The organism is Kitasatospora sp. NPDC057904 (assembly GCF_042887925.1).
Lineage (GTDB): Bacteria > Actinomycetota > Actinomycetes > Streptomycetales > Streptomycetaceae > Kitasatospora.
The window spans coordinates 171414-187751 of the sequence record NZ_JBHVOL010000013.1 but is presented as its reverse complement, the minus strand read 5'-3'; the positions used below and the strand labels follow the sequence as shown (position 1 = coordinate 187751).

Below are 16338 nucleotides of genomic sequence, written 5' to 3'. Positions count from 1 at the left end.
ATGTCGAACGACAGCAAGCTCGTTGACTACCTCAAGTGGGTCACGGCCGACCTGCACCAGACACGCCAACGACTGCTGGAGGCCGAGTCGGGCCGGCACGAGCCGATCGCCATCGTCGGCATGGCGTGCCGCCTGCCGGGCGGGGTGACCACCCCCGAGGAGCTCTGGCGGCTGGTCGCGGACGGGCAGGACGGCATCACCGGGTTCCCCGCCGACCGCGGCTGGGACATCGCGGCGCTGCTCGGCGAGGGCAGCGGCAGCAGCGCCGCGATCGAGGGCGGGTTCGTCGCGGCCGGCGAGTTCGACGCGGGTTTCTTCGGGATCTCGCCGCGCGAGGCCCTCGCGATGGACCCGCAGCAGCGCCTGCTGCTGGAGACGTCCTGGGAGGCCTTCGAGCGGGCGGGCATCGACCCAGCGGGCCTGCGCGGCACCCGCACCGGCGTGTTCGTCGGCACGGCGGGCGTCGACTACGTCGGCGTGGTGATGAACTCGGACGAGGACATGGAGGGCCACGCGACCACCGGCCTGACGGCGAGCGTGCTGTCCGGCCGGGTGTCGTACACCTTCGGTCTGGAGGGCCCGGCGGTCACCGTCGACACGGCGTGCTCCTCGTCGCTCGTGGCGATGCACCTCGCGTCGCAGGCGCTGCGGGCCGGCGAGTGCACGCTGGCCCTCGCGGGCGGCGTCACCGTGCTGTCGACGCCGATGAGCTTCTCCGGGTTCTCCCGGCAGGGCGGGCTGGCGCCGGACGGGCGGTGCAAGGCGTTCGCCGACGCGGCGGACGGGACGGGCTGGGCGGAGGGCGCGGGCGTCCTGGTGCTGGAGCGGCTCTCGGACGCCCGCCGCAACGGGCACCCGGTGCTCGCCGTCCTGCGCGGCTCGGCCGTCAACCAGGACGGCGCGTCGAACGGACTGACGGCGCCCAACGGCCCGTCCCAGCAGCGCGTCATCCGCCAGGCGCTGGCCGCCGCCGGGCTGTCGGCCGCCGAGGTCGACGCCGTCGAGGGTCACGGGACGGGCACGCCGCTCGGCGACCCGATCGAGGCCCAGGCACTCCTCGCCACCTACGGGCAGGACCGTGAACAGCCGCTCCTGCTCGGCTCGCTGAAGTCCAACATCGGCCACACCCAGGCCGCGGCCGGCGCGGCCGGCGTGATCAAGACGGTGATGGCGCTGCGGCACGGCGTGCTGCCGAAGACGCTGCACGTCGACGCGCCGTCCGCCGAGGTGGACTGGTCGGCGGGGGCCGTCGAGCTGCTCACCGAGGCCCGGTCCTGGCCGGAGGCGGACCGGCCGCACCGCGCGGGCGTGTCCGCGTTCGGGATCAGCGGCACGAACGCGCACGTGATCGTCGAGGAGGCCGTGGAGGAGGATGCCGCGGCCGATGACCCGTCGGTCGTGCCCGGCGTGGTGCCGTCGGTGGTCTCGGCGAAGTCGGAGGAGGCGCTCGACGCGCAGCTGGAGCGGCTCGCCGGAGTCGGCGGTTCCCCCGTGGACGTCGCCCTCGCGCTCGCGGGCCGCTCGCGGCTCGGGCACCGGGCGGTGCTGGTGGACGGGGTCGAGGTTGCGCGCGGGGTGGCGGGGGAGCGGTCGACGGCATTCCTGTTCTCGGGGCAGGGGTCGCAGCGGTTGGGGATGGGGCGGGAGTTGTATGCCCGGTTCCCGGTGTTCGCGTCGGCGTTCGATGCGGTGTGTGTCGCGATGGACGTGCCCTTGCGCGAGGTGGTGTGGGGTGACGACGCCGAGCTGCTGAATCGGACGGACTTCGCTCAGGCGGGGTTGTTCGCGGTCGGGGTGGCGCTGTTCCGGTTGCTCGAATCGTTGGGTGTGGAGCCGGAGTTCGTTGCGGGGCATTCGATCGGTGAGATCGCGGCTGCGCATGTGGCCGGGGTGTTCTCGCTGGAGGATGCCTGCACGCTGGTGAGTGCTCGTGGGCGTCTGATGCAGGCGCTGCCGTCCGGTGGCGTGATGCTGGCGGTGCAGGCTTCGGAGGACGAAGTCCTGCCGCTGCTGGGCGATTTCGTGTCGATCGCGGCGGTGAACGGTCCGACCTCCGTGGTCGTCTCGGGCTCTCTCGAAGCGGTCGCGGTGATCGAGGCGCACTTCGCGGACCGCAAGACCACGCGGCTGAAGGTCTCGCACGCGTTCCACTCGCCGCTGATGGATCCGATGCTGGAGGACTTCCGCGAGGTCCTCAACGGGCTGACGTACCAGGCCCCTTCGATCCCGCTGGTCTCCAATCTGACCGGCTCCCTGGGCGAGGACGTCACGACCCCCGACTACTGGGTGCGTCACGTCCGTGAGGCCGTCCGTTTCGCCGACGGCCTCGACGCCCTGCGCGCAGCCGGCGCCACGGCCTTCGTCGAGCTCGGTCCGGACGGTGTCCTCGCCGCCCTCGCCCAGCACGAGTCGGACGCCCCCGCCCTGCCGCTGCTGCGCCGTGACCGGCCCGAGGAGCAGACCCTCGTCACCGCCCTGGCCCGCCTGCACGTCACCGGCGTTTCCGTCGACTGGGCCCGGCTGTTCGAGGGCACCGGCGCCCGCCGCGTCGACCTGCCGACGTACGCCTTCCAGCACGAGCGCTACTGGCCGCGCCCGTCCCGCCGCATCGGCGACGTGACCGGCGCCGGCCTCTCGCCCGCCGAGCACCCGCTGCTGGGCGCGACCGTCGCGCTCGCGAACGCCGAGGGCACGCTGCTGACCGGCCGGCTGTCGCTGAAGGCGCAGCCCTGGCTGGGCGACCACCGGGTGGGCGGCGTGGCCGTGTTCCCGCCGACGGGGTTCCTGGAGCTGGCCGTCCGCGCCGGTGACCAGGTGGCCTGCGACCGGGTCGAGCGGCTGACGCTCGCCGAGCCGCTGGTGCTGCCCGAGGACGGCGCCGTCGTCGTCCAGATCCAGGTGGACGCCCCGGCGGCCTCCGGCGCCCGCCCGGTGCGGATCTTCTCCCGGCCGGATGCCGACTCCGACGCCGAGTGGACGGAGCACGCCTCGGGCGAGCTCGTCCGCGGCGAGCGCACCGCCGACTTCGACGCCTCGGTCTGGCCGCCGAAGGGCTCGGTCGTCGCCGACCTGACCGGGATCCGGGAGGAGGCGGACCTCGGTCCGGCCTTCGACGGGCTGCGGTCGGTCTGGCGGCGCGGCGAGGAGACCTTCGTCGAGGCGGCCCTGCCGGGCGACGCGGCCGACGAGGCCGCCGGGTTCGGCGTGCACCCGGCGCTGCTGGCGGCCGTGGTGCGGGCGGACGGCCAGGGGCTGGTGCCGGTCGCGTGGTCCGGGGTGTCGCTGCACGCCTCGGGCGCGTCCGTGGTGCGTGCGCGGATCGTGCGGACGGGCGAGGAGACGCTCGCGCTCGCCGTCGTGGACGCCGCCGGGGAGCCGGTGCTGTCGGCCGAGGCCGTGACGCTGGCCGAGCCGGCCGCCGTGGTGCAGGGAGCGGCCGCGGCGGGCTCGCTGCTGCGGCTGGAGTGGGTGCCCGCGCCGTCGCGTGCGGGTGAGCGCGTGACGGCGGTGACGCTGGGCGCGGACGTGCCGTCGTTCGCCGACCTGACCGACGACGTGCCGGGTGCCGTGGTGGTCCCGGTGGCGGGCGGTTCGACGCCCGAGCGGGTGCACGAGGTGACGGCATGGTCGCTGGGCCTGGTCCAGGAGTGGCTGGCGGAGCCGCGGTTCGCGGACACGCGCCTGGTGTTCGTCACCCGGGGTGCGGTCGACGAGGTGTCGGACCTCGCCGGTGCTGCCGTGTGGGGCCTGGTGCGGGCGGCCGAGTCGGAGAACCCGGGCCGGTTCGTGCTCGTGGATGCGGACGGCGAGCTCCCGCTGGACGCGGTGCTCGCCGTGGGTGAGCCGCAGGTGGTGGTCCGCGACGGCGTCGTCCGGGTGGGCCGGCTGGCCCGGGTGGCTCCTGGCGAACCCTCGACGGGCTGGGGCACGGGCACCGTGGTGATCACGGGTGGCACCGGCGGTCTGGGTCGTCTCGTCGCCCGGCATCTCGTCACCGAACACGGCGTGCGGGAACTGCTGTTGCTCAGCCGCCGTGGTGGCGCGTCCGAATTGGTGGAGGAGCTGGCGGGGCTGGGTGCCCGTGCGGAGGTCGTGGCCTGTGACGCGGCCGACCGCGAGGCGCTCGCGCAGGCTCTGGACGGCCGGACGATCACGGGTGTCGTGCACGCGGCCGGTGTGCTGGACGACGGCATCGTCACCGCGCTGACCCCCGAGCGCCTGTCGACCGTTCTCCGTCCCAAGGTCGATGCCGCCTGGAACCTGCACGAGCTGACCAAGGACCAGGACCTCAAGGCCTTCGTCCTGTTCTCCTCCATCTCGGGTGTGATGGGTACGGCCGGTCAGGGCAACTACGCCGCGGCCAACGTCTACCTGGACTCCCTCGCGCACTGGCGCCGCCACCAGGGCCTGCCCGCCCAGTCCCTGGGCTGGGGCGCCTGGATGCCCACCGCCGGTATGACCGGGACCCTCTCGGAAGCCGACCTGCACCGCCTCCACGCCTCCGGCGTCCCGCCCCTCACCGAGGAGGACGGTCTCGCGCTGCTCGACGCCGCGATGGCCGTCGACGAGCCGTACCTGGTCGCGACCGGCCGCATGGCCACCGGCGCCCGCCCGCGCGGCGAGGTGCCGACGATGTTCCGCGCCCTGCTGCCCGGCGGGCGCCGCACGGCCTCCGCGACCGGCACCGGCGCCGCCACCATGACGGCCCTCGCCGCCCGCCTCTACGAGCTGCGCGAGGCCGACCGCCTGCGCCACGTCGTCGACCTGGTCCGCACCGAGGCCGCCGGCGTCCTCGGCCACGCCTCGCCGCAGGCCGTCGCCGCCGACCGCGACTTCCACGACCTCGGCATCGACTCCCTCACGGCACTCGAACTGCGCAACCGCCTGACCGCCGTCACCGGCCTGCGCCTGCCCGCCACCCTGGTCTTCGACCACCCGACCCCCGCCGCGATCGCCGACCTCGTCCTCGCGGAGGTGCTCGGGCAGCACGACGAGCCGCTCGCCCCGGCCGCGGCGGCCGCCGCCACCGCCGACGACCCGATCGCGATCGTCGGCATGGCCTGCCGCCTGCCCGGCGGGATCGGCACGCCCGAGGAGCTGTGGGCGCTGGTCGCCGAGGGCCGCGAGGGCATCTCCGACTTCCCGACCGACCGCGGCTGGGACCTCGACACCCTGCTCGGCGGCGGCCCCGGCGACCGGGGGCGCAGCGCCACCGCCAAGGGCGGCTTCCTGCACGGGGTGGCCGACTTCGACGCCTCCTTCTTCGGCATCTCGCCGCGCGAGGCCCTCGCCATGGACCCGCAGCAGCGGCTCCTGCTGGAGACGTCCTGGGAGGCCATCGAGCGCGCCGGGATCGACCCGACGGCGCTGCGCGGCAGCCGGACCGGTGTCTTCGTCGGCACCGGCGGCCAGGACTACCTGACGCTCGTCATGAACGCCCGGGAGGACATCGAGGGCCACGCGAGCACGGGCCTGGCCGCGAGCGTGGTCTCCGGCCGGATCTCCTACACCTTCGGCCTGGAGGGCCCGGCGGTCACCGTCGACACGGCGTGCTCCTCCTCCCTGGTGGCGATGCACCTGGCCGCGCAGTCCCTGCGCAGCGGTGAGTGCACCCTGGCCCTGGCGGGCGGCGTCACCGTGATGTCGTCCTCGCTCGGCTTCCCCGGCTTCACCCGGCAGGGCGGGCTGGCCCCGGACGGGCGCTGCAAGGCCTTCGCGGACGGCGCGGACGGGACGGGCTGGTCGGAGGGCGCCGGCGTGCTGGTGCTGGAGCGCCTCTCGGACGCCCGCAGCAACGGGCACCCGGTGCTGGCCGTCGTGCGCGGCAGCGCCGTCAACCAGGACGGTGCCTCCAACGGCCTCACCGCCCCCAACGGCCCGTCCCAGCAGCGCGTCATCCGCCAGGCCCTCGCCAACGCGCGCCTGTCGGCGGCGGACGTCGACTTCGTCGAGGGCCACGGCACGGGCACGACCCTGGGCGACCCGATCGAGGCCCAGGCCCTCCTCGCGACCTACGGGCAGGAGCGCGAACGCCCGCTGCTGCTCGGCTCGCTGAAGTCCAACATCGGCCACACCCAGGCCGCGGCCGGCGCGGCGGGCGTGATCAAGGCCGTGCTGTCGATGCAGCACGGTGTGCTGCCCCGCACGCTGCACGTGGACGCGCCGTCCTCGCACGTCGACTGGACGGCCGGTGACATCCGGCTGCTCACGCGGGCGGAGGAGTGGCCGCAGACCGGCCGGCCGCGCCGCGCGGGCGTGTCGGCCTTCGGGATCAGCGGCACCAACGCGCACGTGATCGTCGAGCAGGCGCCGCCGGCCGAGGCCCCCGCGCCGGAGCCGTCGGTGGCGCCGGGCGTGGTGCCGTGGGTGCCGGCGGGCAAGTCGGAGGCCGCGCTGGACGCGCAGCTCGCACGACTGGTCGGGCTGGACGCCTCGCCGGTCGACGTCGGCCTCTCGCTGGCCGCCGGGCGGTCGCGGTTCGCGCACCGGGCGGTGCTGCTGGACGGCGCCGAGGTGGCCAGGGGCGTCGCCGACGGCGAGCGCAGGACGGCACTGCTGTTCTCCGGACAGGGCGCCCAACGCCTGGGAATGGGGCAGGAATTGTACGCCCGCTTCCCCGTGTTCGCCGAGGCCTTCGATGCGGTGTGCGCGCAGTTCGATCTGCCCGTCCGCGAGGTGGTGTGGGGCTCGGACGAGGAGCTGGTCAACCGGACGGAGTTCGCCCAGGCCGGGCTGTTCGCAGTCGAGGTGGCGCTGTACCGGCTCGTCGAATCGCTGGGTGTGCGGGCCGAGTTCGTCGCGGGCCACTCGATCGGCGAGATCGCGGCCGCGCACGTCGCCGGGGTGTTCTCGCTGGAGGACGCCTGCACGCTGGTGAGTGCTCGCGGCCGGCTGATGCAGGCGTTGCCGGAGGGTGGCGCGATGCTCGCCGTGCAGGCTTCGGAGGACGAAGTCCTGCCGCTGCTGGGTGACTTCGTGTCGATCGCGGCCGTCAACGGTCCGACCTCCGTCGTCGTCTCGGGCTCTCTCGAAGCGGTGGCGGCGATCGAGCAGCACTTCGCCGACCGGCGGACCACGCGGCTCAAGGTCTCGCACGCGTTCCATTCGCCGCTGATGGACCCGATGCTGGAGGACTTCCGCACCGTCCTCAACGGGCTTGCCTACGGCGCCCCTTCGATCCCGCTGGTCTCCAACCTGGCCGGTTCCCTGGACGGCGACGTCACCACCCCCGACTACTGGGTGCGCCACGTCCGCGAGGCCGTCCGCTTCGCCGACGGTATCCGCACGCTGCACGCCGCCGGTGCGACCGACTTCCTGGAACTCGGCCCCGACGCGGCCCTCGCCCCGGCCGTCCGTCAGACCCTCGCGGACGCCCCGGAGGCCGTCGTCGAGCCGGCCGGCCGCCGTGGCCGTCCCGAGGAGACCGTCCTGCTGACCGCGCTGGCCCGTCTCCATGTCGTCGGCGTGCCCGTCGACTGGGCACGCCTGTTCGACGGCACCGGCGCCCGCCGCACCGACCTCCCGACGTACGCCTTCCAGCGCGAGCGCTACTGGCCGCAGACGTACGCCCCGGCCGCCGGCCCCGGCGCCGCCGTGCAGGACGACCCGCTGGACGCCCGCTTCTGGGCCGCCGTCGAGGGCGAGGACCTGGACGCGCTGGCCGCCGACCTCGCCGTGGACGGCGACGCGCTCGGCGCGGTGCTCCCCGCCCTGTCCGCCTGGCGGCGCCACCACCGCGACCAGTCCCTGCTGGACGCGCTGCGCTTCCACGAGTCCTGGCGCGCGCTGCCGGGCGGCTCGACGGCCCGGCCCTCCGGCCCGTGGCTGGTGGTCACGCCGGCCGAGGACGGCGACGAGGCGTGGACGGAGGCGGCCTGCGAGGCCGTCGGACCGGACGCCCTGCTCCTGTCCGTGCCCGCCCCGCAGCGCGCCGAGCTCGCCGCGCTGCTGCGGGAACTGCCCTCGACCGGGCGCCCGTTCACCGGCGTCCTGTCCCTCCTCGCGCTCGGCCGCGGCACCGACCCGGCCGCGGTGACCCTCGCCCTCCTGCAAGCCCTGGGCGACGCGGACGTCACCGCGCCGCTGTGGAGCCTGACGCGCGGCGCGGTCGCCGTGGCCCGCACCGACGTGCCGACCGCGCCCGAGCAGGCCGCCGTGTGGGGCCTCGGCCGGGTCGCCGCGCTGGAGCACCCCCAGCAGTGGGGCGGCCTCGTCGACCTGCCCGGGGCACCGGACCAGACCGCGGTGCGCCGGCTGGCCGCCGTCCTCGCCGGCGCGGACGGCCCGGACGGCTCGGACGCCGAGGACCAGATCGCGATCCGCACGGCCGCCGTCCACGCCCGCCGCCTGGTCCCGGCCCCGGCCGGCGCAGCCGACGCGGGCTGGACACCGGGGGCGACCCCGGGCACGGTGCTGATCACCGGGGGCACCGGCGGCCGGGGCGCCGCGGTGGCCCGGCAGCTCGCCGCCGCGGGCGCGAGCCACCTGCTGCTGGCGAGCCGCCGCGGCCCCGACGCCCCCGGCGCCGCCGACCTCGCCGAGGAGCTGAGCGGCCTGGGCGCCGCCGTGACGATCACCTCCTGCGACGTCGCCGACCGCGAGGCCCTCGCCGCCCTGCTGGCCGCGATCCCCGCCGACGCCCCGCTCACCGCCGTCGTCCACGCGGCGGGCACGGTCGACGACGGCGTCCTCGACGACCTGACGCCCGAGCGCCTCGCCGCCGTCCACCGGGTCCGCGCCGGGGCCGCCCTCCACCTCGACGAGCTGACCCGCGGCCTCGACCTGACGGCCTTCGTGCTCTGCTCCTCCGTCGCGGGCGCCGTCGGCACCCCCGGCCGCGCCACCCTGGCCGGCCCGGCCGCCGTCCTGGACGCGCTCGCCCAGCGCCGCCGCGCCGAGGGCCTGCCCGCCACCTCGATCGCCTGGGGCGCCTGGATCGGCGCCGAGTACACCGGCCCCGACGCGGGCGCCCCGGCCGAGGAGGACGGCCGCACCCAGCGCGCCGCCGTCCCCGCCCTGCACCCCGAGCTCGCCCTGGCCGCGCTGCGCCAGGCCGTCACCCGCCCGGCCCCGGCGCTCGTGCTGCTCGACCTGACGCAGCCGCAGGTCCTGGAGAGCCTGGTCGGCCTGCGCGGCAACCCGCTGCTGCGGGACCTCCCGGCCGCCCGGCCCGCCCTTGAGGCCGCCGCCGCGGCCCGCCGCGACTACGCGAGCGCCGCCTCCGAGCTCACCGGCCGCCTGCGCGCCCTCACCCCGGCCGAGCGCACCGCCCTGCTCACCGACCTCGTCCGCACCCACGTCGCCGCCGTGCTCGGCTACGCCGACCGCTCCGCCGTCGCCCCGGACCGCAAGTTCCGCGACCTCGGCTTCGACTCGCTGACCGCCGTCGAGCTGCCCGCCCGGCTCGGCGCGGCCACCGGCCTCAAGCTCCCCGCCACCTCCGTCTACGACTACCCGACCGCCCAGGCCCTCGCCGAGCACCTGCTGGCCGAGCTCCTCGACACCCCCGCCGACCCGCTGCTGCCCGCCCCGCGGGCCGCGGCCGACGACGCCGACCCGATCGTGATCGTCGGCATGGCCTGCCGCCTGCCCGGCGGCGTCACCTCGCCCGACGAGCTGTGGCGCCTGGTCTCCGAGGGCGGCGACGGCATCGCCGGCTTCCCCGAGGACCGCGGCTGGGACCTGCGGACCCTGCTCGTCGGCGACCGCGACGGCCGCGGCCGCAGCGCCACCCTGGAAGGCGGCTTCATCGACGCCGTCGCCGACTTCGACGCCTCCTTCTTCGGCATCTCGCCGCGCGAGGCCCTCGCGATGGACCCCCAGCAGCGCCTCCTCCTGGAGACCTCCTGGGAGGCCCTGGAGCGCGCGGGGGTCGACCCGCAGCGGCTCGGCGGCAGCCGCACCGGCGTCTTCGTCGGCACCAACGGCCTCGACTACGCGACGCTCATGATGAACTCGCGCGAGGACATCGGCGGCCACGCCGGCACCGGCCTCGCGTCGAGCGTCCTGTCCGGCCGCATCTCCTACACGCTCGGCCTGGAGGGCCCGGCCGTCACCGTCGACACCGCGTGCTCCTCGTCCCTGGTCGCCCTGCACTGGGCCGCCCAGGCGCTCCGCAACGGCGAGTGCGGACTCGCGCTCGCCGGCGGCGTGACGGTGATGACCACGCCGGTGAGCTTCGCCGGCTTCACCGTCCAGAACGGCCTCGCCGCGGACGGCCGCTGCAAGGCCTACTCGGACGCCGCCGACGGCACCAACTGGTCCGAGGGCGTCGGCATGGTCGTCCTGGAGCGGCTGTCCGACGCGCGCCGCAACGGGCACCCGGTGCTCGCCGTCGTGCGGGGCAGCGCCGTCAACCAGGACGGCGCCTCGAACGGCATCACCGCGCCCAACGGCCCGTCCCAGCAGCGCGTCATCCGCCAGGCCCTCGCGAGCGCCGGACTGTCCGCCGCCGAGGTCGACGCCGTCGAGGGCCACGGCACCGGCACCGCCCTCGGCGACCCGATCGAGGCCCAGGCGCTCCTCGCCACCTACGGCAGGAACCGCGAACGGCCGCTGCTGCTCGGCTCGCTGAAGTCGAACATCGGCCACACCCAGGCCGCCGCCGGGGTCGCCGGAGTGATCAAGACCGTGCTCGCCATGCGGCACGGCGTGCTGCCGAAGTCCCTGCACATCGACCGGCCGTCCGCCGTCGTGGACTGGACGGCGGGCTCGATCGACCTGCTCACCGAGGCGCGGCCGTGGCCCGAGGTCGACCGGCCCTGGCGCGCCGGGGTGTCCTCGTTCGGGATCAGCGGCACCAACGCGCACGTGATCCTCGAACAGGCGCCCGCCGCGGCCGAGCCCACCGACGACCAGCGGGTGCTGCCCGCCGTCGTCCCGTGGGTGCTCTCCGGCCGCTCCGAGGACGCGCTGGAGACCCACCTCGCCCGCGCCTGCGCGCTCGAACTCTCCCCGCTGGACATCGGGTTCTCGCTCGCCGCCGGACGCTCCGCCTTCGAGCACCGGGCCGTGCTGCTCGCGTGCAGCGAGGGCCTGACGGAGGTGGCCCGCGGCGTCGCGGCGGACCGCTCGACGGCCTTCCTGTTCTCCGGCCAGGGCTCGCAGCGCCTCGGCATGGGCCGGGAACTGTACGCGCGCTTCCCGGTGTTCGCGGACGCCTTCGACGCGGTGTGCGCGGTGCTGGACGAGCACCTGGACCAGCCGCTGCGCGCGGTCGTGTGGGGCGAGGACGCGGAGCTGCTGAACCGGACCTCGTACGCCCAGGCCGCGCTGTTCGCGGTCGAGGTGGCGCTGTACCGGCTGGTGGAATCCCTGGGCCTGCGGCCGGACTTCGTCGCGGGCCACTCGATCGGCGAGATCGCGGCCGCGCATGTGGCCGGGGTGTTCTCGCTCGGCGACGCGTGCGCCCTGGTGGCGGCGCGCGGCCGGCTGATGCAGGCGCTGCCGTCCGGCGGCGCGATGCTCGCCGTGCAGGCGACGGAGGACGAAGTCCTGCCGCTGCTCACCGAGTTCGTCTCGATCGCGGCCGTCAACGGTCCGGCCTCCGTCGTCGTCTCGGGCTCTCTCGAAGCGGTGGCGGCGATCGAGGCGCACTTCGCCGACCGCCGGACGTCCCGCCTGCGGGTGTCCCACGCCTTCCACTCGCCGCTGATGGACCCGATGCTGGAGGACTTCCGCACCGTCCTCGACGGCCTCTCCTACGGCACCCCGTCGATCCCACTGGTCTCCAACCTGACGGGCGCGCTGGGCGGGGAGTTCACCAGCCCCGACTACTGGGTGCGCCACGTCCGCGAGGCCGTCCGCTTCGCCGACGGAGTCCGCGCCCTGCGCGAGGCCGGCGCGACCGCCTTCCTCGAACTCGGCCCCGACGGCGTCCTCACCGCCCTCGCCGACCAGAGCCTCGGCGAGGACGCGGACTGCGTCCGCGCCGCCGCCCTGCGCAAGGACCGCGCCGACGAGCGCACCCTGCTCACCGCCCTCGCCGCACTCCACACGGCCGGCGTCCCGGTCGACTGGGCGGCCCTGTTCGACGGCACCGGCGCCCGCCGGGTCGACCTGCCCACCTACGCCTTCGACCACCGCCGCTACTGGCCGCGCCCGGCCGCCCTCTCCGGCGACGTCGCCTCCGTCGGCCTCGTCCCGGCCGACCACCCGCTGCTCGGCGCCGCGGTGCCGCTCGCCGACGACACCGACGGCGTGCTGTTCACCAGCCGTCTCGCCCTGCGCGTCCACCCGTGGCTGCTCGACCACCGGATCGGCGGCCGGCTCGCCTTCCCCGCCGCCGCCCTCGTCGAACTGGCCGTCCGGGCCGGCGACCAGGTCGGCTGCGGCAGGATCGCGGAGCTGACGCTCGGCGACCCGCTGCCGCTCGCCGAGGACGACGAACCCGTCGTGCAGGTGCGCGTCGGCGCGCCCGACGACACCGGCGCCCGCCCGGTGGCCTGCTACGCCCGCCCCGGCGACGCCGCCCCCGACGAGCCGTGGACGCGCTGCGCCACCGGCACCCTCGTGCCCCAGGACACCGACCTGCCGGACTACGCCCAGGCGGCCTGGCCGCCAGCCGGCGCGCTCGCCGTCGACCTGGACGGCTTCTACCGCGAGCCCGGGCGCGGCCCGGCGTTCCGGGGGCTGCGCGCCGCCTGGCTGCGCGGCGAGGAGGTGTTCGCCGAGGTCGAGCTCGACGGCGAACCCGCCGATGACGCCCGCTACTTCGGCCTCCACCCGGCCCTGCTCGACGCCGCCCTGCACGCCGCCGTCCTGATCGGCGTCGGCACCGAGGAGCAGCTGCCGCAGCCCCGGGCCTGGCAGGGCGTGGCCCTGCACGCCGGGGGAGCGGCCGCCCTGCGGGTGCGCGTCGCCCGCCTCGGGGAGGACACGGTGTCCGTCACCGCCACCGACCCGGCGGGCGGCGCGGTGCTGACGGTCGGCTCGGTCGTCCTGCGCGCCCCGCAGGCCGCCGCTGCCGCCGCCCGCACCGGCCGCGACCCGCTGTTCCGGATCGAGTGGGTCCCCGCCCCGGCCACGCCGCCCGCCGCCACGACGCCGAGCTGCACCGCGCTCGGCCGGGACGCCTACGGCACGGGATCCTCGGCCGCGACTCTCGCGGACCTCGGCCGCCCGGTGCCCGACCTCGTCCTGGTCGCCCTGGACGGCCCGGCCGGCGACGTCCCCGAGGCCGTCCACGCGCACACCACGCGCGTGCTCGCCCTCGTCCAGGACTGGCTGGCCGACGACCGCGCCGCCGCCTCCCGGCTGGTGTTCGTGACCCGGGGCGCCGTCCGGGCCGCCGACGGCGAGACCGTCCGCGACCTGCCCGGCGGCGCCGCCTGGGGCCTGGCCCGCACCGCGAACTCCGAGCACCCCGGCCGCTTCGCCCTGCTCGACGTCGAACGGACCGAGGACGTGGCCGCGGTGCTGCCGCTGCTGCCCGGCCTGCTGGCCGACGGCGAGGCCCAGTTCGCCGTCCGCGGCGGCGCCCTGCGGGTGGGCCGGCTGGCCCGGCTCGCGGACGCCGCGGGGCTGCTGCCCCCGGCGGGCACGCCGTGGCGGCTGGACGTCGCCGAGGACGTGGCCCTGGTCCCGTCGCCCGAGGCGGCCGGGCCGCCCGCGACCGGGCAGGTCGCCGTCGCCGTGAAGGCCGCCGCGGTTCACGGACACGGCACCGGCGCGGCCGGCGTGGTGACGGCGGTCGGTGACGGCGTGCCGGACCTGCGCCCGGGCGACGAGGTGTTCGGCGTGCTGGCCGCCGGGCCGAAGGCGGTCGCCGACCGGCGCCTGCTGGCCCCGCTGCCCGCCGGCTGGTCCTTCGGGGCCGCCGCCGCCCTGGCCGCCGACTTCGTCCCCGCCCGCCAGGCCCTCGGCGGCCCGGCCGCTCAGGCCGGCCGGACCGGCTGGACCGTCCACGTGCACGCCACGGCCACCGGACCGGCCACCGCCGCCGTCCAGCTCGCCCTGCTCCTCGGCGCCGACGTCTCCGCCACGGCCCCCGACGGCCTGCGCGAGACCCTGCTCGGCCACGGCCTGCCGCCGGAGCGACTCCTCGGGCGTGCGGCGGCGGGCACCGACCTCGTCCTCGACGCCGACGCCTTCGCCCACCTGCCCGCACCGGAGGCCGACGAGACCGCCGCGATCCTCGCGGAACTCGCCGCCCTCGCCGGACGCGGCGAACTCACCGCGCCGCCCGTCGCCGCGCGCGACATCCGCGACGCCCGCACCGCCGGGGACCCGGACAAGCGGACCGTCCTCACGATGCCCGTGGAGCGCGACCCCGACGGCACCGTCCTGATCACCGGCGGCACCGGCGCCCTCGGCCGCCACCTCGCCCGCCGCCTCGCCGTCACCGGCGCCCGCCACCTGCTGCTCACCAGCCGGCGCGGCCCGGACGCCCCCGGCGCGGCCGAACTCCTCGCCGACCTGGCGGCCCTCGGCGCCGAGGCCCGTGTCGTCGCCTGCGACACCGCCGACCGCGCCGCCACCGAGGCGCTGCTCGCCGGCATCCCCGCCGAGCACCCGCTCACCGCCGTCATCCACACGGCCGGTGTGCTGGACGACGGCATCGTCACCGCGCTCACCCCCGAGCGCCTGTCGGCCGTCCTGCGGCCCAAGGTCGACGCCGTCTGGCAGCTCCACGAGCTCACCCGCCACCTCGGCCTCGCCCAGTTCGCCGTCTTCTCGTCCATCGCGGGCGTCATGGGCAGCCCCGGCCAGGGCAACTACGCCGCGGCCAACGCCTTCCTGGACACCCTGATCGACCACCGAAGGTCGCTCGGCCTCGCCGGCACCTCGCTCGCCTGGGGCCCGTGGGCCCAGGAGGCGGGCATGACCAGCGAGCTCAGCGAGACCGACATGCGGCGCATGCAGTCCGGCGGCATCCCGCCGCTCTCCGTCGAGCAGGGCCTCGCCCTGTTCGAGGCCGCCCTCGGCTCCGCCGAACCGCTCGTCATCCCGATGGGCCTGGCCGCCGGGGGCATGCGCCCCCAGGGCGACGTGCCGCCGCTGTTCCGCGGACTCGTCCGCGCCGCCCGGCGCGCCGCCCGGCGCACCGCCTCCGGCGCCGGCGCCGGCGGTGCCGACGCGGCCGCCGACTTCACCCGGCAGCTGCTCGACCTGAACGAGCGCGACCGCATGCGCTACCTCGTCGACACCGTCCGCGCCGAAGCCGCCGCCGTCCTCGGCCACCCCTCCCCGGAGGCCGTCGACGCCGAACGCGACTTCTACGAGCTCGGGTTCGACTCGCTCACCGCCGTCGAACTGCGCAACCGGATCGCCGCCGTCACCGGCCTGCGGATGCCCGCCACCGTCGTCTTCGACAGCCGCTCGCCCGTCGAGCTCGCCACCTGGATCCGCAGCGAGCTCGCCAACCAGCGCACCGAGGACGGCGAGGGGGCACCCGTCCTCGTCTCCAGCGGTGAACCCGAACTCGACTCCCTGGAGCGCCTGTTCACCGACGCCCTGGCCAACGGCAAGGTGCCCGAGGCCCAGCGCATGCTCGCCACCGTCGCCGCCCTGCGGCCCACCTTCGAAGCGACCGCCGAACTGGAGGACCTGCCCTGGGCGACCCGCCTCGCCGAGGGGCCCCGCCCGACCCGGCTGATCTGCGTCAGCGCGCCGACGGCCAACGCGGGCGTGCACCAGTACTCCCGGCTCGCCGCCCACTTCCGCGGCGAGCGCGAGGTGTCGGCGCTCCCGCTGGTCGGCTTCGCCACCGGCGAGCGGCTGCCCGCCACCCCCGAGGTCGCCACCCGGGTGATCGCCGAGAGCGCCCTGCGCGCCAGCGACGGCCACCCGTTCGTCCTCGCCGGCCACTCCTCCGGCGGCTCCTTCGCCTACGCCGCGGCCGGCCTGCTGGAGCACACGTGGGGCATCCGCCCGGCGGGCGTCGTCCTCTTCGACACGCTGAGCTTCCAGCACAACGCCGACGAGGGCACCGACTACACCGGCATGATGCGGCTCAACTTCACCGGCGCCGACTCGCCGGTGCGGCTGACCAACTCCCGCCTGTCCGCCATGGGCCGCTGGATGGTCCTCCTCAACCGCCTGGAGGTCCACCACACCACGGCCCCCGTCCTGCTCGTCACCTGCGACCGCGCCCTGACCGGCGTCGACGAGGCCCCCATCGAGCAGCGCGCCCAGGCCGAACCCCTCGTGCCGGGCGCCCAGGTGCGCGGAGTCGCCGCCGACCACCTGTCGATGATCCGCGAGGACTCGGCCCTCACCGCCGAGATCGTCGAGGAGTGGCTGCGCGGCCGGGAGTGACGCCTTCGAGCGGGCGCGCCGGTCACCCTCCGAGGTGTCCGGCGCGCCCGTCGTCGTTGTGGGGGTCATTCGTTGCGGGTC

Annotated in this window: 1 protein-coding gene; it reads left to right on the top strand. The window is 76.2% G+C overall.

The window, feature by feature from the left end:
- On the top strand, positions 1–16257 hold the full coding sequence (locus ACFVSN_RS29595; protein WP_387956878.1) for a type I polyketide synthase: 16257 nt from the start codon (positions 1–3) through the stop codon (positions 16255–16257).
- Positions 16258–16338: the final 81 nt, after the last annotated feature.

What these genes read in the sequence shown, in the direction of transcription:
- ACFVSN_RS29595 (WP_387956878.1), top strand. Translation starts at nt 1, where the DNA reads ATGTCGAACGACAGCAAGCTCGTTGACTACCTCAAGTGGGTCACGGCC.